The sequence below is a fragment of the Bacillus sp. AL-1R genome, from assembly GCF_052180195.1.
Lineage (GTDB): Bacteria > Bacillota > Bacilli > Bacillales > Bacillaceae_G > Gottfriedia.
This window is the reverse complement of the sequence record NZ_CP197469.1, coordinates 2,928,200-2,950,302: the sequence shown is the minus strand read 5'-3', so window position 1 is coordinate 2,950,302 and position 22,103 is coordinate 2,928,200. Positions and strand designations below refer to the sequence as shown.

Here is a 22,103-nt window from a genome sequence, read left to right as displayed (position 1 = left end):
CAAAAGTAATGACAATGACATTAAATAGAGAGAATCATATTAAAAATGAAGAGTTTGAAGAGCTAAGTACAAACGTAAATAAATCAGTTGTATATGATACTCAAGATTTAAATTTATGGTATGGACAAGATAAGGCATTGAAAAATATAAATTTAAGTATTTATGAGAATGAAGTTACTGCAATTATTGGACCTAGTGGATGTGGTAAATCGACCTATTTAAAAACATTAAATCGAATGGTTGAGTTAGTCCCTTCAGTTCGAACAGAAGGAAAGATTCTTTACCGCAAACAAGATATTTTTGATAAAAACTATCCAGTTGAAGAATTAAGAACACAGGTGGGAATGGTATTCCAAAAGCCAAACGTATTTCCTAAGTCGATTTGGGAAAACGTTGCATATGGACCAAAAATTCATGGTATTAAAGATAAAGCTACCTTAAATCGGATTGTTGAAAAAAGTTTAGAAGGCGCAGCAATATGGGATGAGGTTAAGGATCGTTTGCATGAGAATGCTTTTGGTCTTTCTGGAGGGCAACAACAACGTTTATGTATCGCCCGCTGTTTAGCCATCGAGCCGGATGTTATTTTGATGGATGAACCAACTTCAGCACTAGATCCTATTTCAACTTTAAAAGTTGAAGAGTTAATTCACGATTTAAAAAAAGATTTTAGTATTATTATTGTTACCCATAATATGCAGCAAGCAGCTCGTGTTTCGGATAAAACTGCTTTCTTTTTAAGCGGTGAAGTAGTTGAGTTCTCAGATACCAATAAACTGTTCTCAACACCGAAAGATAAACGTACGGAAGATTATATTACCGGACGATTCGGATAATAGAAGGGAACAGGTGAATAGTGATGAGAAATCAATTTGAAGCAGACTTAAAATCATTACAAGAAATGATCATCGAATTAGCTGAGAAAACAAAAAAAGCAGTTATTAAAAGTATGGAGGCATTTCGTACTGAAAATGTTGAAACTGCTTTAGAAGTAATTGACGAAGATGACCGTATAAATAAATTAGAAAAAGAAATTAATGAATTAATTTTAGTGATTATTACAAGACAACAACCAGTTGCTGTAGACTTGAGAAGAAATTTAACGGCTATTAAGATTGCTCATGATCTTGAACGCGTTGCAGATTATGCGGTAAATATCGCAAAGTCGACAATTCGAATTCGTAGTCGTCAAGAAAGCTTGCCACTTGAGAATATAGAAAAGATGCATGAACTTGGCATAGATATGTTAACAAAAGCTTCAGAAGCATACCGTACAGAAGATTTACAAGCTGCCAAAGAGATTGGTGAAATTGACGATCTTGTTGATGAATTATATGGAACGACTGTTAGAACTCTAATGACGAGTATGGCAAATTCACCTGAGCATGTATCCAATATTATGCAAATGGCATTTATTTGTAGATATCTTGAAAGAATTGCAGATTATGCAACAAATATTGCAGAAAATATTTATTATCTAGTTAAAGGGAAACATTATTTTTTAAATCAATAATAACAAAAGATTTGTTTATAAATAAGTTAAAAGGGCGTTTTAGACAAAATTTATCTAAATGCCCTTTTGTCATATTTATGTAATATTAAGCATACTTCTTAAACTAGTAAGAGATATTGAGGTGGTAATAAATGAAGGTTGTTATTTTAGCTGGAGGATATGGTCAAAGGCTTTTACCAATTACTAACAACATTCCTAAGCCACTATTACCAATCGCAAATAGAGCGGCAATTGAGCATTTAATATTACATTTAACAAGACTTGGCTTTGATGAATTTATCATTCAGCTTCATTATATGTCCCAATCAATAATCGAGACGATCAATGCAATGAAATTAAAAAATGTTTCAATTGAATATATTATAGAAGAAAAAAGTTTAGGGTCTGCTGGTTGTTTAAGACTTTCTAAGCATTTTCTTAATGAACCTTTTCTATTAGTGAATGGTGATATTCTATTTGACGGTGATATTAGAGAGGCAATAAAAATTCATTTAGAAAGTAAAAGTAGATTTTCTATGTTTGTAAAACAAGTTGATAAATGTGGATCATACGGAAATGTAAAAGTAAAAAATGGACAAATAATCGATTTTATAGAAAAGCCGAATGAAGGTAGTGAAATTAGTAAATTAGTTAATACCGGAATTTATATCATGAATCCTGAATTATTATTTCAAATTCCAGAAAATCGTTATTTTGACATTAGTAATGACCTGATACCTTTAATGCTAAAAAATAATATCAGATTAAATGCCTATCCATTAAAAGGTTATTGGATTGATTATGGGACACCTAGACGGTTTGCCAAGCTTAACGTAGATTGGATTGAAGAGAAATTAAACTTACCTATTCCTGCTGTTCAAATATTGCCGAGAATCTTTTTAGGTGAGCATGTAACGATAAATAATAATGTAAAGATTGTTTCACCTGTTATTATTGGAAATGATGTTACGATTGAAGAGAACTGTGTAATTGGCCCATATGTGTCGATTAGTTCTAATATTCGAATCGATCAAGGTAGTGTATTACATCATCAAGCTGTCTTTCAAAAATACACTCTGAATTATGAAAATAAGTTTGTACATAATTCAATAAAAAAAATATCAAAAGAAATACATTGAATCAATAAAAACTATGGAAATTATCGCGAAAGAATGTTATTATATACAAGTCTGATTATGTCACTATGTCAGGAGGGAAAATTAATGCGCGTAAATATTACATTAGCATGTACAGAATGCGGAGATCGTAACTATATCACTACTAAAAATAAACGTAATAACCCAGACCGTCTTGAGCTTAAAAAATATTGCCCAAGACTTAAAAAAGTTACAGTTCATCGCGAAACAAAGTAAACAGTAGGAATTTTCCTACTGTTTTTTTTATTTTTAAATTATAATTTTAGCTAGAATATATTTTTTCTTCTATACAACGCTTTACTTATAGAGAACTTAAACCTGACCTATGGAGGCAAGTATCATGGAAAAAAAAGAAATTAGAAATTTAATGATGAAAAACTTGAAAAATATTTCAGTAACGGACAGAGACGAAAAGTCCAAACTAATTATAGAAAAATTATTAAGTACAGAACAAATGAAGAGTGCAGATCTTATCGCAACGACTATGCCAATGGAGCATGAAATAAATACTAAGTATTTAATCACTACTTGTTGGAAAATGAATAAATCAGTTGTTGTGCCTAAATGTAACCATGAAACAAGAAAAATGCACTTTTACAAAATTAATTCATTCGATGATTTAAAGAAAGGGTATTTTGGAATACAAGAGCCAATTGAAGAAAAATGTGAGGAAATAAAGAAAGAATTAATCGATTTAATAATTGTTCCTGGAGTAGCCTATACAAAAAGTGGAAAAAGACTTGGATATGGTGGTGGCTATTATGATCGTTACTTAGAAGATTATACTAATCAACTCTTAGCCTTAGCATATGATATCCAAATCATTGATGAACTACCAACAGAAAAACATGACATTAAAATGCCGTTAATTTTAACAGAATCAAGAATTATAAAAGCGATTGACTAAGTGCATAATGTGACACGATTTGATTGAAAATAGGATAGACTTAATTTTAGTCTAATGATGAATAAATCAAATTTGTACACGACTTAAACTGTAACAAATTTGTAAAAAGTTTCACAAACTTTTTAGTGGATATACATATATAATATAGAAGTCCCAATTACTTACACTTTTAATCACAAATGAGGTGGATATTATGTTACACAAAGAAGTAAATCGTGTCGCATTGATCGGAACAGGCGCAGTAGGAGCAAGCTATGCCTTTGGTATGTTAAATAAAGGTGTTGCTGAAGAACTAGTTATGATCGATTTAAATAAGGATAAAGCGGAAGGAGACGCAATGGATTTAAGCCATTGTTTACCTTTTGTAGATTCAAGAACAAAAATTTGGGCTGGAGACTATAGTGATTGTAAAGATGCTTGTTTAGTCGTCATTACAGCTGGAGCAGCTCAAAAGCCTGGAGAAACTCGTTTAGATTTAGTTGCAAAAAATTGCGCTATTTTTAAAGGGATTGTTGGAGAAATTATGGCTTCAGGATTTGACGGTATCTTTTTAATTGCCACAAATCCAGTAGATATTTTAACTTATGCAACTTGGAAATTTTCAGGACTACCAAAAGAAAGAGTAATCGGATCTGGAACAAGTTTAGATACTGCACGTTTTAGATATATGCTTGGAGATTATTTTAATGTTGATGCAAGAAATATCCATGGATATATTATAGGAGAACATGGTGATAGTGAACTACCAGTTTGGTCTAAAACAAATATTGGTACGTCACCTGTACATCATGTATTAAAGAAAAATCCACAATTTAGCCAAAGAGATCTTGATGAAATCTTTTTAAATACACGTGATGCTGCATATCACATAATAAAGAAAAAAGGTGCAACATATTACGGAATTGGAATGGGATTAGTTAGATTAACAAAAGCGATTTTAAAAAATGAGAATAGTATTATTACAGTTTCTGCATATTTAGATGGAGAATATGGAGAACACGATATATATATTGGCGTTCCAGCAGTCATTAATCGTGGTGGAATTCGCGAAGTCGTTGAACTTGATTTAAATGATTTAGAGCAACGTCAGTTTAAAAAATCTGTAGACACATTAAGAAAAACAATGGAGCCTATTTTATAAAACAACAAAGACCTCTTTCTAAATTGAAAGAGGTCTTTGTGTTTAAAAAGATTGAAAAATATGACATTTTTTAATATTGTAAAAGTATCATAAAGATGTTAAGGAGGTAATTTTGAAAAAAATAAAGGGTAAATACACATGGGTGTTAATGATCATATTCATTATTGGACTAGCACTATTTTTAGGTATATATCATCTAAAAAAGCATAAAGAGAATTCATTGAAATTTCCTAATTACGATGATACAGCGATTGAAGCTGAGAATGGATTATTAACTGTTACGAATCCTACTTCTAATTTAGTGTTAATTAATAAAGAAAGAAAGTTACCAGATGGATATATACCGCCAGATTTAATTTATCCGATCGTTCCTTTACATGGTGTAAACAAAGATAAGACATTAATGAGGAAAGAGGCAGCTCATGCTTTAGAAATGTTATTTGAAAGAGCAGAAACAAATGGCATAAAACTTACTCCAGTTTCAGCATATCGCTCTTTTGAACGACAAAAAAGCTTGTATAATTATTATTTACAAATTCATGGCGAAGATTGGACTCAATCTTTTAGTGCTGTTCCTGGTACAAGCGAACATCAAACTGGATTATCAATCGATGTTTCATCTCCAAATTTTGCAAACAAGCTTGAACAAGAATTCGGAGAAACGAAAGAAGGAGTGTGGCTTTCTGACCATGCACATGAATTTGGATTTATTATTCGATATCCAGAGGACAAAGTAAATAGTACCAAATACAATTATGAGCCATGGCATATTAGATATATCGGCATTAAATACGCTACATATTTGTATGAAAATGATTTAGCTTTAGAGGAAGTAATGATGCCTAAAAAATAATTAAAATTGCCTATAAAATAAATGGTTTGTTTGGTATTTCACATTGACGAGTAATCGTTTCCAACTTATACTTATTACATATTTAGAAAGATAAAATTATAGGAGTTAAGTATGAAATCCGTATATGACATTCAACAATTTCTAAAAAGTTATGGCACCATTATTTATACAGGTGATCGATTAGCTGACTTGATGTTAATGCAAGATGAGCTGAAAGAATTATTTTTAGCGAATATACTTGAAAGTAAAGATTTACAAGTTGCAACCATGATATTAAAAAAAGAGATGGATCAAATTAAAAAATAAAACGGTTTGAAGAAATCGTTTTTTTTAGAATCTATTGCAAACGATTTCACTGTGAAGGGAGAAGGCATTATGGCTAAAATGATTGTAGGTGTAGATTTAGGTGGTACAAGCATTAAATTGGCACTATTAACAAATAACGGGGAATTCATCGATAAATGGGAAGTACCAACAGATAAATCTGATAGTGGTAAGCATATTCCTAAAACGATTACAATTGCAATTGAAGAAAAGCTTAAACAGATGGGTAAGACAAAAGAAGATATTGCTGGAATTGGTATTGGGGCACCAGGTTCGGTTCGATTAGAAGATGGACTAATATTTGCAGCAGTAAACTTAGGTTGGGTTAATTTTCCTTTAAAAGAAATTTTAGAGAAGGAATCAGGTATTCCCGTAATCGTTGATAATGATGCAAATATAGCAGCTGTTGGTGAAATGTGGAAAGGTGCTGGAAATGGCGCAAAAGACGTAGTAATGGTTACGCTTGGAACAGGAGTAGGTGGGGGCGTAATCGTAAATGGAGATGTTGCCCATGGAATTAGTGGATCTGCAGGAGAAATTGGCCATATAACAGTACAACTTGAAAATGGAGTATTATGTAACTGTGGAAAAACGGGATGCTTAGAAACAATTTCTTCAGCCACTGGAATTGCAAGAATCGCAAACGAAAAATTACAAAATACGACAAAGGAAACAGTTTTAAAAGAAATGTCGAATAGTTCACCAATTACATCTAAGGATGTTTTTGAAGCTTATTCGAATGGTGATGAAGTAGCAGAAGAAATCGTTAATCATGTCATGAGATATCTTGCTTTAGTATTAGCTGGAGTTGGAAATACTCTAAATCCTGAAAATATTATTATTGGAGGCGGAGTATCAAATGCAGGTGAACTGTTATTAAAACCATTAAAGAAATATTTTGATGAATTTGCTTTCACTACCGTGCGTGATTCGACAAAACTTTCAATTGCGAAGTTAGGGAACGATGCAGGAGCAATTGGAGCGGCATATTTAGTAAAAAAATTTATTACTAATGAAATTTAACTTAAATTTAAGGTACTTCTAATTGAAGTACCTTATTATGTTTATTGTATTGAAATTGAATTGAAAAAAAAATTAGTTATTTGACGACAGAACTACTTTATGATAAATTGAATGACGTTAGAAAAAAACCTAAGGTTACGTCAAATAAATTTTATTGATCCATACATTTAGTGGCTAAAAAATTGTATGAATCATTTCAAAAATTCTTGGTATTTAAATGCCAATAAAATAGATATGTGAAATGACAAACATGGTATTATAAAAGATAAAATAGATTAATAGTCTTAACAAGAGGAGGAACAGAATATGTGGAAAAAGTTTATTAAAAACTTTGGATTCCCGTTACTTGCTGTATTCCTTTTATGGATTAAAGCAACTTTACTAAGCGAATTTTATTTTGATTTAGAAATTGAAAATTCAATGCAACAATTTATTTTAATAATTGCTCCTATATCTTCATTATTAATATTTATAGGTATAGCTCTTTTTGCAAAAGGACCGAAACGAAATAGAGCAATTATTTGGATTTCGATTATCATGTCCTTTATTTTAATAGCTGATACAGCTTATTATTCATTCTTTGACGATTTCGTAACGATTCCAGTTTTATTTATGACACGAAACTTTTCGGATTTAGGTTCAAGTGTTAAAGCAATGATCAGCTATAAAACAATCTTAGCTTTTTCAGATATTTTTATCTTAATTGCGGTAAATTATTTCTGGGGTAAAAAATTCTTTACTACTGCGAACATTAAAGGGAAAGCTAGAACAGCTTATTTCTTAGCAGCGGTTGCTATTTTCTTAGTTAACCTTGGTTTAGCAGAAACTGAACGTCCACAATTATTAACACGTTCATTCGATAGAGAATACATTGTTAAATTCTTAGGATTATACAATTATCATATGTATGATATGGTTATTCAATCAAAAACATCTGCTCAAAAAGCGATGGCTGATGATAGTGAATTAGCAGGTATCGAAAACTTTATTCGTGCTAATGATACTGGTGTGAATGCACAATTACACGGTAAATATAAAGGTAAAAACGTAGTAGTAGTTTCATTAGAATCATTACAAAATTTCGTAATTGGACGAAAAATTAATGGACAAGAAATTACTCCTTTCTTAAATAAATTTACGAAAGAAAGTTATTATTTTGATAATTTTTACCACCAAACTGGACAAGGTAAAACATCTGATGCTGAATTCTTAATTGATAATAGTTTATTCCCGTTAGATCGTGGTGCTGTATACTTTACAAACAGTGGTAATACGTTTACTGCTACACCAGCAATTTTAAAACAAGATCAAAAGTACTATACTTCAGTAATGCATTCGAACAACAAATCGTTCTGGAACCGAGATATGATGTATCCAAGTCTTGGTTACGATCGTTATTATAATGAATCTGACTATAAAGTTACTCCAGAAACGTCAATTGGTTGGGGACTTAAAGATGAATATTTCGTTCAGCAATCAGTAGACAAAATGGCTTCTATGCCTAAACCGTTCTACAATCGTATGCTTACTTTAACAAACCATTATCCATTCGAACTAAATGATGAGGATTTAATGATCCCACGTTTAACAACTGGAGACCAAACTGTTGATAACTATGTAACAACAGTTCGATATTTAGATGAATCAATTAAACATTTCATTGAAGAAATGAAAGCAAAAGGTTTATATGATAATACAATTATTGTTATGTATGGTGACCACTATGGTATTTCTGAAAACCATAACCGTGCAATGAGTGAAGTATTAGGACAAGATATTACACCTGCAGAACATGTTAAATTACAAAAAGTACCATTCTTTATCCACGTACCTGGACAAACTAAAGGTGAAACAATTCATAAAGTTGCAGGTCAAATTGATGTTAAACCTACAATTTTAAACTTATTAGGTGAAGATCCAAATAAAACATCTATTAACTTTGGTAATGATATTTTCTCACCTAAACACAAAAACTTTGTAGTTTTCCGTGATGGTACAATTGTTACTGATAAATATATTTACACTGGTGAGAAGATGTATGATCCAAATACTGGTGAAGAATTAAAAGGACAAAAACCACCTAAAGAAGACTTAGCAAAAGCAAATAAATCTCTTGAGTATTCAAACTCAATTATTTATAAAGATTTACTTCGTTTCTATGAAGTTAAATATAAAAAAGCTGCTACGAAGTTTGAATAAACAAGAAAAGCACTTCCTTAATGGGAGTGCTTTTTTTATATTACTAAAAAAAGTAGTTAGTCATTTTTATGAAAGGAATGTTACTTTTAAGTGTGCCTAGACTTTTATACCTCGTTAATTTCGTCTAGTAGTATCTTCTAGCTCCATCACTGAGCCACCTTGCAACCGGTGGACTCAATAAGCTTTAAAAATTCAATATGCCCCGGTTAAACGCTAAATAAAGCACTTCTTTAACGAAAGTGCTTTTCTTTATTTTAATGACATACAATTAATTAGAAAATAACTGATGAGGTGAAACTTTTGTATAAAAACAATCAGACTTTATTCTTTCATGCAAGAAGATATGATTTTAATGAACTTTCGAAAGATATTAGTTTATTAGTACAAGAATTCCCTTTTCTTCAATTAAATACGATTGGACACAGTGTTTTAAATCAGCCTATTTATGAGATTCAGATCGGAAATGGGCATAGAAAGATACATTGGAATGGTTCTTTTCATGCAAATGAATGGATTACAACTTGTGTACTCATGAAAATGCTTTATTGGATATGTAACACTTTAAAAAATGAGGAGTTGCCGTTTCATAAAGAACTATGCCAATTATTTAATGAAAATACCTTATCGATTGTTCCTATGGTGAATCCTGATGGGGTAAATTTAGCGATCAATGGAACTGTGGATCAAAGTGGTTATATGGAATTCGTTCATAAAATTAACGAAGGAAATGATGGTTTTACTGGATGGAAAGCAAATATAAGAGGTGTTGATTTAAACAATCAATTTCCTGCAAATTGGGAAATTGAAAAAGAACGAAAGAAACAAAAAACATTCTCTCCTAGAGATTATCCAGGAGATGCTCCATTAACTGAACCGGAAACAATCGCAATGAGTAATTTAGCTATTGAAAGAAAGTTTGATCTTATTTTATGTTTGCATACTCAAGGTAAGGAATTTTATTGGGGATATGATCATCTAGAACCACCCATCTCGGAAGTTTATGCTAACTATTTTTCTACTGTTAGTCCTTATAAGGCAGTAAAAACAATTGATAGCCATGCAGGTTATAAAGATTGGTATATCCAACATTTTAGGAAACCAGGATTTACACTTGAATTAGGTAAAGGAATAAATCCATTGCCACTTTCTATGTTTGAATCCATTTTTTCCGAGACGTTTCCAATATTGTTAACGTCATTATTTAACTTAGAAAATTTCAACTCAATCCAGTCATCCTAAAATAAAAAAGCTGACAATTTAGTCAGCTTTTTTATTTTAGAACATGTTTTCTTTATGTAGAAATTTGTTCATTTCATATGGAAATAAATTTTATAAGTGCGCTGGTGGATAACCGTTATGTAAAATTGTCATAATGGCAAACCAAGCAAATAAAACTAATGTAGCACCTGACCAAAAAACGGCTAAAAAGTTCTTATTCTTTAATGATCCAATTAATGCTGGAACACATAGAATAGCTACTAATATAAAAATAATAACTGTACCCATTGTAAACCCCCTATAAATTTCTTCAAGCAACCCCTGTTTGCTATCACATCATTATTATTGTAAAACTTTTGTGAACAATTGTCTATTTGAAATTAAGTGCTAAAACAAAATTATGATATAGTATTAGATAGATTAAAAAAGAAAGCAGGGTATAAATATGAATGTTTTACAATTACCATTAGGTCCATTACAAACTAATTGTTATATCTTAAGCAATGATATGAATGAAGCCGTAATTTTTGATCCGGGCGAAGAAGCACATGTAATCTTTAATGTTATTGAAGAAAATAAATTAAAGCCATTAGCGATTCTTTTAACCCACGCCCATTTTGATCATATTGGGGCTGTTGATGATGTGCGTGATGAATATAATATACCCGTTTATATTCATAAATATGAAGCAGATTGGTTAACAGATGGGCAAAAAAATGGTTCTGAATTATTTATGAGAAATCAGTCAATTTTTGCAAGAGAAGCAGATCTTTTAATTGAAAAAGAAGGTAAAATGGAAATTGGTCGTTTTTTATTTTCAATTTTTGAAACTCCAGGACATTCACCGGGAAGTGTTTCATTTTATTGTAAAGAAATAAAAACAGTATTTTCTGGTGATGCATTATTTGAAGGAAGTATTGGACGAACTGATTTACCTGGTGGGGATCACGATCAGTTGATTAGAAGTATAAAGGGTAAGCTTCTTTCTTTACCAGATGATGTCGTTGTTTGTAGTGGGCATGGAGAAACTACAACAATTGGTGATGAGAAAAGACATAATCCATTTTTATAATAAGGTATACGATGAAAAATATTATTATTAATGCGATAAATAATAGCAAAAAAGGTTTCATTACATATGATCAATTTATTTCGTTAGTGCTTTATGATCATGAGATGGGTTATTATCTAAAAGCAAATGAAAAAATTGGACGAAAAGGCGATTTCTATACAACAAGCTCAGTAGGTTCAGTATACGGAGAAGTAATTGCAGCTTCATTTTGTCGCTTTGTTAAAAATAAGCTAATCGAACCTTTTTTTATTGAAGTTGGTGGTGGAAATGGCAGATTCGCATCCGCCTTTCTTTCTTACTGTGAAAAAAAAGAGCCTGAAATTTATCATAATTTAACTTACTATATTATTGATGCAAGTACGTATCATCGTAAATTACAAATGGAATTATTGGCGAACCATTTGAATTGTAAATACTTTTCAAATTTAATAGAAATCCAGCAAATCAAAAATGGTATGGTATTTTCAAACGAATTGTTTGATGCTTTACCTGTTCGAGTAGTTGAATTTAATCAAAATGAATGGCATGAAGTTGTCATTATTAGTGATGAACTAAATAATTTGAAAGAAAATCTCGTTAAGATCCACGATCAAATCATCATTGATTTTTTAAGTAGATCCAATTTTATAGGAAAAAATGGGCAAAGAGTTGAAATTCCTGTTGGTATGGAAAAAGTTTATGAACTTTTACAATCGAAAATTAGTAAAGGAATCATTTTAACAGTTGATTACGGTTTTACTAGGGAAGAATGGGATGCACCCCATCGAATTAAGGGAAGTTTGCGTGGTTATTACAAACATGAAATGAAATCCAATCTACTAGAGAATTTAGGGCAAATGGACATTACAACTCATATTCACTGGGATGAATTAAAAAAGTTGGGGTTACAGAATAATATTGAAAATCTATACTTTTCTAGCCAAAGAGATGCACTTTTAGATTTTGGAATATTTAATTGGCTTATTCCGCATGCTCAATCAAATCCATTTTCAAGTGAATATAAACAAAATAGAGCTGTTCAATCTTTAATCATGCCAGGGGGAATAAGCGATTCATTTCAATGGCTATTACAAACAAAAGATATGTCAACAAGTGATCACTCTAAGTTGAATGAATTGATTTCATTAAATGAATACAAATAAAAAAACCAGTCATATGACTGGTTTTTTATTATTCACCAAAGCTAGGTACTAATAAGAAAGTACTATAATATGTAAATCCAATAAAGAACACAGTTAAGTATGCGCCAAAGATATAGATGTACATACGCTCAGAAAGCTTTAGATAGCCTAATACTACGAAAAATGCTGTTTGACATGCGAAAATAAGTGCAGCTGCTGACATATGTCCAACAAAGAACATTACCGTAAATATAGCAGTCCAGAATCCTAGAACGCGGAACATTCGATCCATCCTAATTCCCCCCATAAAAAATTTCTACCCATTCATTATTATAAAATAAGAAAGTTACAATTGTAAACAATGTATTAATACAATTCTAAATGATTCTAATGATAAAGAAATTAACCATAACTGATATTATTTTTCTTATTTTATAATTTTCTATACATTGATTTGAAAACATACTTTATATTTTATGATATAAATTTGACATTCTCGTACATTATTTCGATAAATTAACTTTAGTTTGTCTATAATTTTTAGCTAAATATAAATTTTTCATTCAGTTTCTTAATTATCATGATTTGATAGCTTAGTGAAACAAAATTATAATTGCGATAATAGAAAGGGGGAATAAAATTGGTATCAGTAGAAAAAATGGTTGAAGAACTGCTAAAAAAAGCTTGCCATTTTGGAGCATCGGATATTCATTTATTACCAAAAAAGGATGATGTACAAATTCTTTTTCGAGTTGATGGTGAGTTGAAACTGATTCAACGATTAAATAAAGAGCAGTCCAAGAGGATCATCATGCATTTAAAATTTTTAGGAAGTATGGATATAGGAGAAATTAGACGCCCGCAGACAGGAATTTTAGTTGTTAACATTAATGAAGTTTTATTATCACTTCGCCTTGCAACTTTACCAACGATTATTGATGAGTCTATGGTTATTCGTATTCATCCCCAACAAAAAGTTGCTCCAATAGAAAGTCTTTCATTATTCCCATCTACAACGCGTAAACTTTTGTCTTTATTACATCATTCACATGGGTTAATGATGTTTACAGGGCCAACTGGCTGTGGGAAATCAACAACACTATATTCCTTATTACAGTCAGCAAAAGAAGATATAGCAAGAAATATTATCACATTAGAGGATCCGATTGAAAGGAGATCAGATGAATATTTTCAAGTCCAAGTTAATGAAAAAGCAGGCTTAACATATGCAACAGGATTAAAAGCTATTCTTCGATCTGACCCAGATATCGTAATGGTAGGAGAGATTAGGGATGAAGAGACTGCAAAAATTGCGGTTCGTGCAGCATTGACCGGCCATTTAGTATTAACGACTATTCATTCTAATAATACAAAAGGTGCATTATATCGAATGTTAGAGCTTGGTATACCTAAAGAAGAATTATTTCAGGCAATGGTTGCGATCGTTTCGCAAAGATTAGTTCCAATAAAATGTCGTTTTTGTGAAGGTGAATGTGAACCAAGTTGTTTTGTTAATCGTAGACACAGAAGATTAGGGGTATTTGAATTACTTTATGGAAATGCTCTAAATTCTGTTATTAATGAATTTAGAGGAATTCATGAAGATGTTCAATTCTCTACATTAAATAGTCAACTTATTAAAGGTTATGCCTTAGGTTTTATTGATAATAAACATTTGGATCGAAGTATAATCTATGGGTAAATTTATTAATAAAAAAAAATTAACTTATATTGAACAAGCTAAGCTCTTAAAAATTTTGGGAGAACTATTAGAAAAAGGTTACCCTCTAATTCAAGCAATTGAATTCTTAACGATACAATTTCCAGATAACCTGAAAGAATTGATTTACAAAGCTAATATAGCTTTAGTGGAAGGAAAATCGTTCATCGATTTTGCGAAAATGCTTGGACTTCATCAAGATATACTTGTTTACTTGTATTATGCAGAAAAGCATGGTGATTTGTCTTTAGCGCTAAGAGAAGGCAGTTTTATGCTTACAAAAAAGATTCAACATAGAACTTACATAAGAAAAATCATGGGGTATCCTATTTTTTTAATCACAATATTGTTGCTAATTTTATTTTTGTTTAGAAATATTATCATTCCTCAATATGAAATGCTATTTTCAACATTCCACACCAATCAGAATTCCTTTATTTTTATCTATCTACAAGTTATAAAAAGCTTACCTACGATATTGTTTTCTTCTCTTTTCCTAATTGGATTAATCACTTATGGATCCTTATTCGTCATTAATAAATTAAATGCAATTGAGCGGATGGATAAATTAATTCAAATTCCACTAATAAGTAAGTATTTAATTACAATGAATACTTATGAATTTTCAATGCAGTTAAGTATTTTATTACATGCTGGTTTTCCCATTGTTGACGCATTAAAAACGATGCAAAATAATGATAGTAGGACTTTTATAAAAGAAAAAACAGTAATCTTTTACAATCAAATCGTAATCGGAATTTCTATGCAGGAAGCATTTAAAAATGAACGTGCATTTCATAAAGATATTATATTTGTAATTGAACATGGCATGAATAATAGTACTCTTAGTAAAGAACTTGCTGATTATGCTGATTATTTAAAGGGGAGTATTGAAGCTTACTTTCACCGATCAATGAAGATCATTCAGCCAATCATATTAATTCTAATTTCATCAAGTATTCTATCATTGTATATAGCAATCCTGTTTCCAATGTTTCAGTTAATGAACAATATATAGGAGGAGTTAGTTTGAATGAAAAAGGTTTTACTTTAATCGAAATGTTAATTGTTTTATTTATCATTTCACTTCTTTTATTGTTGGTAATACCAAATTTAGGAAAACAGCAACAGTCGATTCAAACGAAAGGATGTTCTGCACTTCAAAAAATGGTTCAGTCAAGTGTTGAGTCATATCGATTAGAAAATGAACAATTACCTGAAAATTTATCTGTCTTAAAAGATCAAGGCTATATAACAACATATAAATGCAATAACAAAATTGAATTATCGTATGACAAAGAAACTGGAAATGTATCTATACCTTAAAAAAAGGGTGGGTAATTCGTTTGGTTTTACTTTTGTTGAGATGTTATTAGTCCTTTCAATTATGATATTGTTATTAATTTTACCGATCAATCAAGTAAGGAAGATTGAAGACGACCAAAAGTTAACATTATTTATTCAAATGCTTCAAAATGATATTTTTCTTGCACAAAGGAACGCAAATATAAAACAAATTCCTACTAGGATCATCTTTTATCAAAATAAATATGAAATGGAAGATAATTTACTAAATTCCCCTGTTGTTATTCGTAAATTTGACAAATCGATTAACATAACTTTCCTTACATTAAAACCTCCGCTAAGATTTAACTCCGACGGTAATATCTCTAGTTCTGGAACAATTTCAATTAAATATAAAAATGCTGAATATATTGTTACTTTTTATTTAGGAAGTGGTCGATTTAAATATGATCGGAAATGAAAAAGGTTTTACATTTATCGAGGCGATTATTGCGTTAAACTTGTTAATTATTTTTTGTTTTATGATTGTTCCTTCCATGTCATTATTTTTACAAAAAAAAGATAGGTTAACGGTTAGCAACATGGCAGATGACTTATTAACTGATATGGTTCATCTTTATTTTATTAACAGAGAAGATTTTAAAGAGGGGAACTACACTAAAAATGGCAGAGAGTTCTTTGTAGAAATAAACAATAGAAATCATGTTAATTCAATTTGTATCATTTGGACTGAACGAAAAAAGGAAAGTGAAATATGTGAAGAAGTTAATGAATGAAAAAGGATTTACTTTACTAGAAACACTTTTTTCACTTGTTTTATTTTTAATGATCATTTCTATATCTACTTCAAGTTTAAGAAGTTTTATTAAACGAAATTACAGTTATGAATCCTTAAATAGATTAGAATTAGATAATTTTACAAAAGAAGTTCAAAAAGAAGCAAATAAGAGTAAAAGTTTTACAGTTCATACCGAACTTCTTCTCTTTGAAGAGTTTGATCAAGTTACAATAAGTTATCGCAAATATGCAACGATTGTTCGACGACAAAGACTTGGAGCAGGACATGAAATTGTACTACAAAATATAAAGGATATTAATTTTGTACAAATAAACGAAAGGCAAATCTTAGTAAAAGTAATCGATTTAAATGGTGGAGTGTATGAAAAAACGATTCGGATCTTTATCAATTAAATTTATTGGTGAAGATGGAATATATTTACCTTATACCATCTTTATGATAAATATTTTGCTGATTTTTTTTCTAATACAAATAGATATCTTTCATTCGGTTAATACCTTTTATTCTTATACGAGAAATCAAAACAAACTAGATCGTATACATTCACAGGTAATTTACGATTTAAAGCAAGGTAATTTACCACTTCAAGGAAATACAATTAAGTATTATAATAATACAAAAATTATATTGAATGCTTATTTAATAACAAATGATGAATATCATGTAACTTTAACTAGTAGTAATTCGAAAATAACAAAACATATTGTTCAATTTAAGTATAAAAAAAGTACAAATATAGTATCTGATTGGATCGATTAAGTTGGAGGATGAAATGGAAGCAATTTATTTAGTAGGATTTATGGGGTGTGGTAAGACGACTGTTGGAAAGGAATTAGCTAAAAAAGTAAACAAAAAATTTATTGATCTAGATGAGGAAATTGTTTCTCAAACAGGCAAAAGCATACCAAAATTGTTTAATGAGTTCGGTGAAAGCGGCTTTCGCGATATAGAAACGAAAGTATTAAAAAATTTACTATCAAAAAATATGGTTGCTTCAACAGGTGGTGGAATCATTCTTCGTGATGAAAACATCGCGTATATGAAAAAAACTGGGAAAATAATTTATCTTGAAACGCCAATTGAAATAATATACGAAAGAATACATTTGGATTCTAATCGACCTAATGCTGTAAATCGATCGGTAGAAGAATTGACAGAGTTATTTCAAAGGAGAGAATCACAATATAAAAAAGCAGATTATGTAATTTCAACGAATAATTTAACACCAATTGAAATTGCATTGGAAATCATTGACTGTTTAAATTATTCAAAAAGAGGAGATAGTAGAAATAAGCGATAAGAAAGTAAGGTGATTTGTTTTGAAAACAAATGATTATGTAAAATATATGACGGAACAGTTTATTAATTATATTGATCAACCAAAAGAGAAACGTGATTCAATAAAACAAGAAAAAGATGAGATGAAGGCTCCTTTCTCTACCAACATGTTTGGAATGTTACCATTAAGTCTAGCTTTATTTATGAAAAAAATTCAAAATCGTAATGATAAAGAAAAGAAAAGTATTTAGTGAATAAGACTGATTTCAACTATAGAAGTCAGTCTTTATTTTTTTGCAGTTATAAGAAAAAAAGAGGAATGATCTTATTTAGATCTTCCTCTCAGACTGCCCGAAAACGCTCGCTTTCTTCGTTGCTTCGCCTGTCTGCGGTGCTCATTACCGTCTAAGGTAACTCCGCTCCTCACCAGACTTCGCGCCTCGAAAGACAAGCGCTTGCAATCAGTCTGAAAATCAGATTTTTTGTACTTTGTCGACACACTGAGAGGAATGATCTTATTTAGATCTTCCTACAATTGAAAGCTGTTAACTTAGTTTATTCATTGTGTTTGGTGATAGATAAAAAAGTCCACCATTAATTGCATCAACATGAATAATTGGTTCATAAAGTTCTTTTAGTGCATTGTATTCTACATGATAATTTTCAGGTTTTTCTTCATCATCTTCATAAAATTGATTTAATAAATCTAAATCATGTTGCCATCTATTTCTTGCTTCTTCAGCCCATTTTGTATCTTCTTTTTCAATTTTGTTTCGAATTAATTGTTCCATTCGGTTTAAACCACTAATTGGTTTAATCAAAGGTGACATGGAATAGCAAAAATCAGGTATTTTAGAATTGAACTGGATTTTTTCAATTTTTGTATGAAAATCTTCAATAATCCTTCCGGAAATTAAATGGATTCCAAAAGAATATAAATAATCTTTTTTATGATCACAAGTAAAAGATACCTGATAATTGACAGCTAACCAAGGATGTAATGCAATTTGTTGGCCGATAGGTGCTCTTGTGTCTTCATAAAGTAAAATTGATTGGCCTAGATCATTTACGATCGAGAAAATCTGGTGAAGACGTGGCGAACCAAAATGAATTTGTTCGCCTTTAAGATCTTCAGGTGCATTATCACTATCTGTAATAAGTGTTAACTTCATAGGATTTGGAATACCGCCTGTTTTTTCTAAATAATGCCAATAGAAAGGACGATTCATTAATTTTTTATCCATCTCAATCGTTAATTGTATTTCTAAATATGTTGGTGTGTTCTTTACGATTTCACAATCATTATGTCTGAAAAAGTATTCGATATAATCATGGATTTCATGTTGCTGCATAACTATCACCTGCTTGTTTATGTTGCTGTAATTGAATGATGGACGTTAAATTTTCCATTTTAATTTTCATTTCGCCTTCAGTTTTAGAATTAATAAATATTTCATTCATATGGGCTTCAAAATCCTTGTAAGGAATTCTAGTTAGAATATCATCTAGTTCACCGATTACACGCTCAAATAAATTAATTTTTTCATAAAGTAGTCTTAAAATGTGTTCTTCAATTGAGCCAACAGTCGCAAAGTTATAGATACTTACATCCTCTGTTTGTCCAAGTCGATGAATACGTCCTATTCTTTGTTCAAGTCTCATTGGATTCCAAGGAAGGTCATAATTTATCATATTTGAACAAAATTGTAGGTTAATACCTTCACCACCGGCCTCGGTTGCTATTAGCACTTGTACACGATTTTTAAATAATTCTTTCATCCAATCCTTCTTACCACGTTTAAAGCCACCCCTAAATGGAACAGATGTAATACCGTTTTGTTTTAAAAACCATTGTAAATATAACTGTGTTGCGCGATATTCAGTAAAAATAATAACTTTATCATTTATTTTTTTAATTAGTTCAACTACTTTATTTGCTTTTGAATTAGATGTAATTTGATTAATTTGATGAAAAATTTTCTCAATATACGGATCATTAATATCAATATTGTCTTTTTCAAATCTTTGAAGCATTTTTTTCATTGATACATAAACAGCTTCACGACTACTACAAGCTTCACGCTTAAAAGTTAAGAAGGAGAACGCAGAGGTTACCCCGGTATATTGTGATTTCTGCCATTCGTCGATTAGATCATAAAGTTTTTGCTCTTCCTCATTAAAATTAATTAATACTGTTTCTACTTTTCGCTTTGTCCACTCGATGCCTGTATCTTGTCTACGATTTCGAACCATTACTTTTCCAATAAGTTCTCTTAGTAAATCTTCATGCTCTAATGAACGGTTCTTAGCAGAAAAATATTCTTCAAAACTAGATTTATTACCTAGATGGCCAGGTTTTAATAAAGAAACTAAATGGAAAATTTCTTCTATGTTATTTTGAACCGGTGTAGCAGTAAGCAGTAAACAATACTTCTTTTTAAGATGTTGTACAAACTCATAGTTTTTTGTTTTATTGTTTTTAAGTTTATGAGCTTCATCGATAATGACGAGATCATAATTGATATTTAATATTTTTTCTCGATGAGGGTCCCTTTTTGCAGTATCGATTGACGATACAACAACATCACAGCTATCCCACACATAATTCTTTTTTTGTTGTGCGATTGCTGGAATATGGAATTTTGTATTTAATTCAAAGGTCCACTGTGATACAAGTGATGCTGGGACCAGTATAAGCACCTTATTAACTAAGCCACGAATCATGTATTCTTTTAAAATTAAACCCGCCTCAACTGTTTTACCTAATCCTACTTCGTCAGCTAAAATTGCTTTTCCATTCATTTTTTCAATTACAGTCGTAGCTACATCTAATTGATGAGGCAATGGAGTTAAATTTGGTAAATGAGTAGGAGCAATCATACCTGTAAAAGATGGAATTGCTAATTTTGTAGAAGTATGATAGGCAAGCTTATAATTCTCCCAATTTGACCATGGTCCATCATTTTCAAGCTTCTCTAAGAAATCTTCCTGCCATTCTGTATGGAATTTAATCTCGATTGACATACAAACCTCACCTATTTCAATTTTATATTGGATAATCATGAACATTATATTGAATTAATTGATATAATGTTCGTTATTTTAATTTTAAAAAAATTCACTTCGATATTGCTGAAACTTGTCGTTTAATGTTAGGATAATAGTGTAGAAAAAAAGTAAAAATTTATTATTCTTTTATTAAACAAAAAACTCTTATTGTTAAGAAAAAACAGTTAACTAATATAGATTGATAATATTTTCTTGTTTTCTACTAGTTTTTCCGAAAATATACAAAATATGTAAATTATTTAATGGTTAGCTGGACGAACTATTAATTTAGTTTTCCATCATGCTAGCATGTAGATAAGGGGGAAATGGCTACATGACGACTTTATTACGCACACCTTTGTTTGAAGATTACAAAGTGTTAGGTGGTAAAACAATTGATTTTGGTGGCTGGGAGCTACCTGTACAATTTTCGAGCATTAAAGAAGAGCACGAAGCTGTTCGTACAGCAGCTGGTTTATTTGATGTTTCTCACATGGGAGAAATAGAAGTAACTGGTAAAGATAGTCTTAAATATTTACAAAAAATGATGACAAATGATATTTCAAAATTAAATGAAGAAGGCGCATTATATACAGCAATGTGCTATGAAAACGCTGGAACTGTAGACGATTTACTAGTTTATAAATATAACGATGAACACTATTTATTAGTTGTAAATGCGTCTAATATTGAAAAAGATTTCGAATGGTTAATTTCACATGTTGAAGGTGATGTAAAAGTAGTTAATAAAAGTAATGAAGTTGCACAATTAGCTCTTCAAGGGCCAAAATCTGTTGCAATTTTACAACGTTTAACGAATGAGAACGTTTCTGATATTAAGTATTTTACTTTTAAAGATAATGTATTAATTGGTGATCTAAATGTTTTAGTTTCACGCACAGGTTACACTGGTGAAGATGGATACGAGCTTTACCTAGCTGCTGAAGATGCATCTAAGCTTTGGACATTACTTTTAGAAGCAGGTAAAGAAGACGGTTTAAAACCATGTGGGTTAGGTGCACGTGATACACTTCGTTTCGAAGCGGCTCTAGCATTATATGGTCAAGAATTATCAAAAGATATTACTCCATTAGAAGCTGGAATCGGCTTTGCTGTGAAATTAAATAAAGAAGAAGATTTCTTCGGTAAAGAAGTTCTGAAAAATCAAAAAGAGCAAGGTGTACCTCGCAAACTTGTAGGGATTGAAATGATTGACAAAGGTATTCCAAGAACTCACTATCCTGTATATGTAAACGGGGAAGTAATCGGTGAAGTAACAAGTGGTACACAATCTCCAACATTAAAGAAAAATATTGGGCTTGCATTAATCAAATCTGAATTTTCTGCTTTAGGTACTGAACTTGAAGTTGAAATTCGAAATAAAAAATTAAAAGCAGTAGTAGTTTCAAAACCATTTTACAAAAGAGAGAAGAAGTAACTAGGGGG

At 30.7% G+C, this 22,103-nt stretch carries 27 protein-coding genes; 23 read left to right on the top strand and 4 right to left on the bottom strand.

The window, feature by feature from the left end; genetic code table 11:
- Nucleotides 1–8: 8 nt before the first annotated feature.
- From pstB to ACSBO6_RS14095, 11 genes are all read left to right on the top strand, one after another.
- On the top strand, nucleotides 9–836 hold the full coding sequence (gene pstB, locus ACSBO6_RS14145) for a phosphate ABC transporter ATP-binding protein PstB (protein WP_498843532.1): 828 nt from the start codon (nucleotides 9–11) through the stop codon (nucleotides 834–836).
- A 20-nt stretch (nucleotides 837–856) separates the two neighbouring features.
- Entirely contained in the window at nucleotides 857–1,513 is a 657-nt protein-coding gene (phoU, locus tag ACSBO6_RS14140) for a phosphate signaling complex protein PhoU (RefSeq protein ID WP_498843531.1), read from the top strand.
- A 131-nt stretch (nucleotides 1,514–1,644) separates the two neighbouring features.
- A complete protein-coding gene (locus ACSBO6_RS14135; protein WP_098844915.1) occupies nucleotides 1,645–2,631 on the top strand; it encodes a nucleotidyltransferase family protein in 987 nt (328 codons plus the stop codon).
- An 84-nt stretch (nucleotides 2,632–2,715) separates the two neighbouring features.
- Nucleotides 2,716–2,865, top strand: a complete 150-nt coding sequence (gene rpmG / locus ACSBO6_RS14130) for a 50S ribosomal protein L33 (RefSeq protein WP_056475024.1) — start codon at nucleotides 2,716–2,718, stop codon at nucleotides 2,863–2,865.
- Nucleotides 2,866–2,989: 124 nt separating this feature from the next.
- On the top strand, nucleotides 2,990–3,556 hold the full coding sequence (locus ACSBO6_RS14125) for a 5-formyltetrahydrofolate cyclo-ligase (RefSeq protein WP_180232835.1): 567 nt from the start codon (nucleotides 2,990–2,992) through the stop codon (nucleotides 3,554–3,556).
- 193 nt (nucleotides 3,557–3,749) lie between these two features.
- Nucleotides 3,750–4,697, top strand: coding sequence for an L-lactate dehydrogenase (locus ACSBO6_RS14120; RefSeq protein ID WP_098844913.1), 948 nt, complete (start codon nucleotides 3,750–3,752; stop codon nucleotides 4,695–4,697).
- Between the two features lie 112 nt (nucleotides 4,698–4,809).
- A complete protein-coding gene (locus ACSBO6_RS14115; protein ID WP_498843530.1) occupies nucleotides 4,810–5,550 on the top strand; it encodes a M15 family metallopeptidase in 741 nt (246 codons plus the stop codon).
- A gap of 111 nt (nucleotides 5,551–5,661) precedes the next feature.
- The gene (locus tag ACSBO6_RS14110) at nucleotides 5,662–5,856 is read left to right on the top strand and encodes a YqgQ family protein (protein WP_098844912.1); all 195 of its coding nucleotides are present in this window, start codon (nucleotides 5,662–5,664) and stop codon (nucleotides 5,854–5,856) included.
- 66 nt (nucleotides 5,857–5,922) lie between these two features.
- Nucleotides 5,923–6,897 carry an ROK family glucokinase gene (locus tag ACSBO6_RS14105; RefSeq protein WP_498844676.1) on the top strand — a complete coding sequence of 325 codons (975 nt, stop codon included), beginning with the start codon at nucleotides 5,923–5,925 and terminating at the stop codon, nucleotides 6,895–6,897.
- Between the two features lie 306 nt (nucleotides 6,898–7,203).
- Nucleotides 7,204–9,096 carry an LTA synthase family protein gene (locus tag ACSBO6_RS14100; RefSeq protein ID WP_098844911.1) on the top strand — a complete coding sequence of 631 codons (1,893 nt, stop codon included), beginning with the start codon at nucleotides 7,204–7,206 and terminating at the stop codon, nucleotides 9,094–9,096.
- 300 nt (nucleotides 9,097–9,396) lie between these two features.
- The gene (locus ACSBO6_RS14095; RefSeq protein WP_498843529.1) at nucleotides 9,397–10,335 is read left to right on the top strand and encodes a M14 family metallopeptidase; all 939 of its coding nucleotides are present in this window, start codon (nucleotides 9,397–9,399) and stop codon (nucleotides 10,333–10,335) included.
- A gap of 90 nt (nucleotides 10,336–10,425) precedes the next feature.
- Here ACSBO6_RS14095 and ACSBO6_RS14090 read toward each other — a convergent pair whose 3' ends face one another.
- Nucleotides 10,426–10,602: a DUF2759 domain-containing protein gene (locus ACSBO6_RS14090; RefSeq protein WP_098233292.1), complete on the bottom strand. Its 177-nt coding sequence runs from the start codon at nucleotides 10,600–10,602 to the stop codon at nucleotides 10,426–10,428.
- Between the two features lie 157 nt (nucleotides 10,603–10,759).
- On the opposite strand from ACSBO6_RS14090, the gene ACSBO6_RS14085 reads away from it, so the two are divergent.
- Together ACSBO6_RS14085 and ACSBO6_RS14080 are read left to right on the top strand one after the other, a co-directional pair.
- Nucleotides 10,760–11,386 (top strand): MBL fold metallo-hydrolase, encoded by a 627-nt coding sequence (locus ACSBO6_RS14085; protein ID WP_098844909.1) that lies wholly within the window; start codon nucleotides 10,760–10,762, stop codon nucleotides 11,384–11,386.
- 11 nt (nucleotides 11,387–11,397) lie between these two features.
- Entirely contained in the window at nucleotides 11,398–12,528 is a 1,131-nt protein-coding gene (locus ACSBO6_RS14080; RefSeq protein ID WP_498843528.1) for an SAM-dependent methyltransferase, read from the top strand.
- Between the two features lie 28 nt (nucleotides 12,529–12,556).
- On the opposite strand, the gene ACSBO6_RS14075 is transcribed toward ACSBO6_RS14080, so the two are convergent.
- A complete protein-coding gene (locus tag ACSBO6_RS14075) occupies nucleotides 12,557–12,799 on the bottom strand; it encodes a DUF2626 domain-containing protein (protein WP_098844907.1) in 243 nt (80 codons plus the stop codon).
- 348 nt (nucleotides 12,800–13,147) lie between these two features.
- On the opposite strand from ACSBO6_RS14075, the gene comGA reads away from it, so the two are divergent.
- From comGA to ACSBO6_RS14030, 9 genes are read left to right on the top strand one after another with little or no spacing between them, the layout of a single operon-like run.
- The gene (gene comGA, locus ACSBO6_RS14070; RefSeq protein ID WP_498843527.1) at nucleotides 13,148–14,209 is read left to right on the top strand and encodes a competence type IV pilus ATPase ComGA; all 1,062 of its coding nucleotides are present in this window, start codon (nucleotides 13,148–13,150) and stop codon (nucleotides 14,207–14,209) included.
- The gene (gene comGB, locus ACSBO6_RS14065) at nucleotides 14,202–15,245 is read left to right on the top strand and encodes a competence type IV pilus assembly protein ComGB (protein ID WP_498843526.1); all 1,044 of its coding nucleotides are present in this window, start codon (nucleotides 14,202–14,204) and stop codon (nucleotides 15,243–15,245) included. Before comGA ends, comGB begins: the two co-directional genes overlap by 8 nt.
- 11 nt (nucleotides 15,246–15,256) lie before the next feature.
- The gene (comGC, locus tag ACSBO6_RS14060) at nucleotides 15,257–15,553 is read left to right on the top strand and encodes a competence type IV pilus major pilin ComGC (protein ID WP_098844905.1); all 297 of its coding nucleotides are present in this window, start codon (nucleotides 15,257–15,259) and stop codon (nucleotides 15,551–15,553) included.
- Nucleotides 15,537–15,992 (top strand): competence type IV pilus minor pilin ComGD, encoded by a 456-nt coding sequence (gene comGD, locus ACSBO6_RS14055; RefSeq protein WP_098844904.1) that lies wholly within the window; start codon nucleotides 15,537–15,539, stop codon nucleotides 15,990–15,992. The genes comGC and comGD overlap by 17 nt, the downstream gene beginning before the upstream one ends.
- Entirely contained in the window at nucleotides 15,979–16,308 is a 330-nt protein-coding gene (locus ACSBO6_RS14050) for a pilus assembly FimT family protein (RefSeq protein ID WP_098844903.1), read from the top strand. Before comGD ends, ACSBO6_RS14050 begins: the two co-directional genes overlap by 14 nt.
- The gene (gene comGF / locus ACSBO6_RS14045) at nucleotides 16,289–16,723 is read left to right on the top strand and encodes a competence type IV pilus minor pilin ComGF (protein ID WP_180232830.1); all 435 of its coding nucleotides are present in this window, start codon (nucleotides 16,289–16,291) and stop codon (nucleotides 16,721–16,723) included. The genes ACSBO6_RS14050 and comGF overlap by 20 nt, the downstream gene beginning before the upstream one ends.
- On the top strand, nucleotides 16,692–17,090 hold the full coding sequence (locus ACSBO6_RS14040) for a hypothetical protein (protein WP_098844901.1): 399 nt from the start codon (nucleotides 16,692–16,694) through the stop codon (nucleotides 17,088–17,090). The genes comGF and ACSBO6_RS14040 overlap by 32 nt, the downstream gene beginning before the upstream one ends.
- Nucleotides 17,091–17,103: 13 nt before the next feature.
- On the top strand, nucleotides 17,104–17,631 hold the full coding sequence (locus ACSBO6_RS14035) for a shikimate kinase (RefSeq protein WP_498843525.1): 528 nt from the start codon (nucleotides 17,104–17,106) through the stop codon (nucleotides 17,629–17,631).
- Nucleotides 17,632–17,650: 19 nt separating this feature from the next.
- On the top strand, nucleotides 17,651–17,860 hold the full coding sequence (locus tag ACSBO6_RS14030) for a YqzE family protein (RefSeq protein WP_098844899.1): 210 nt from the start codon (nucleotides 17,651–17,653) through the stop codon (nucleotides 17,858–17,860).
- A 294-nt stretch (nucleotides 17,861–18,154) separates the two neighbouring features.
- Here the strand turns inward: ACSBO6_RS14030 and ACSBO6_RS14025 are convergent, their stop codons facing one another.
- Complete coding sequence (locus ACSBO6_RS14025; protein WP_498843524.1) at nucleotides 18,155–18,961, bottom strand: YqhG family protein; 807 nt, start codon at nucleotides 18,959–18,961, stop codon at nucleotides 18,155–18,157.
- Complete coding sequence (locus tag ACSBO6_RS14020) at nucleotides 18,948–20,633, bottom strand: DEAD/DEAH box helicase (protein ID WP_098844897.1); 1,686 nt, start codon at nucleotides 20,631–20,633, stop codon at nucleotides 18,948–18,950. The genes ACSBO6_RS14025 and ACSBO6_RS14020 overlap by 14 nt, the downstream gene beginning before the upstream one ends.
- 358 nt (nucleotides 20,634–20,991) lie before the next feature.
- Here ACSBO6_RS14020 and gcvT point away from each other — a divergent pair, with 358 nt between their 5' ends.
- A complete protein-coding gene (gcvT, locus tag ACSBO6_RS14015) occupies nucleotides 20,992–22,095 on the top strand; it encodes a glycine cleavage system aminomethyltransferase GcvT (RefSeq protein WP_098844896.1) in 1,104 nt (367 codons plus the stop codon).
- Nucleotides 22,096–22,103 lie beyond the last annotated feature (8 nt).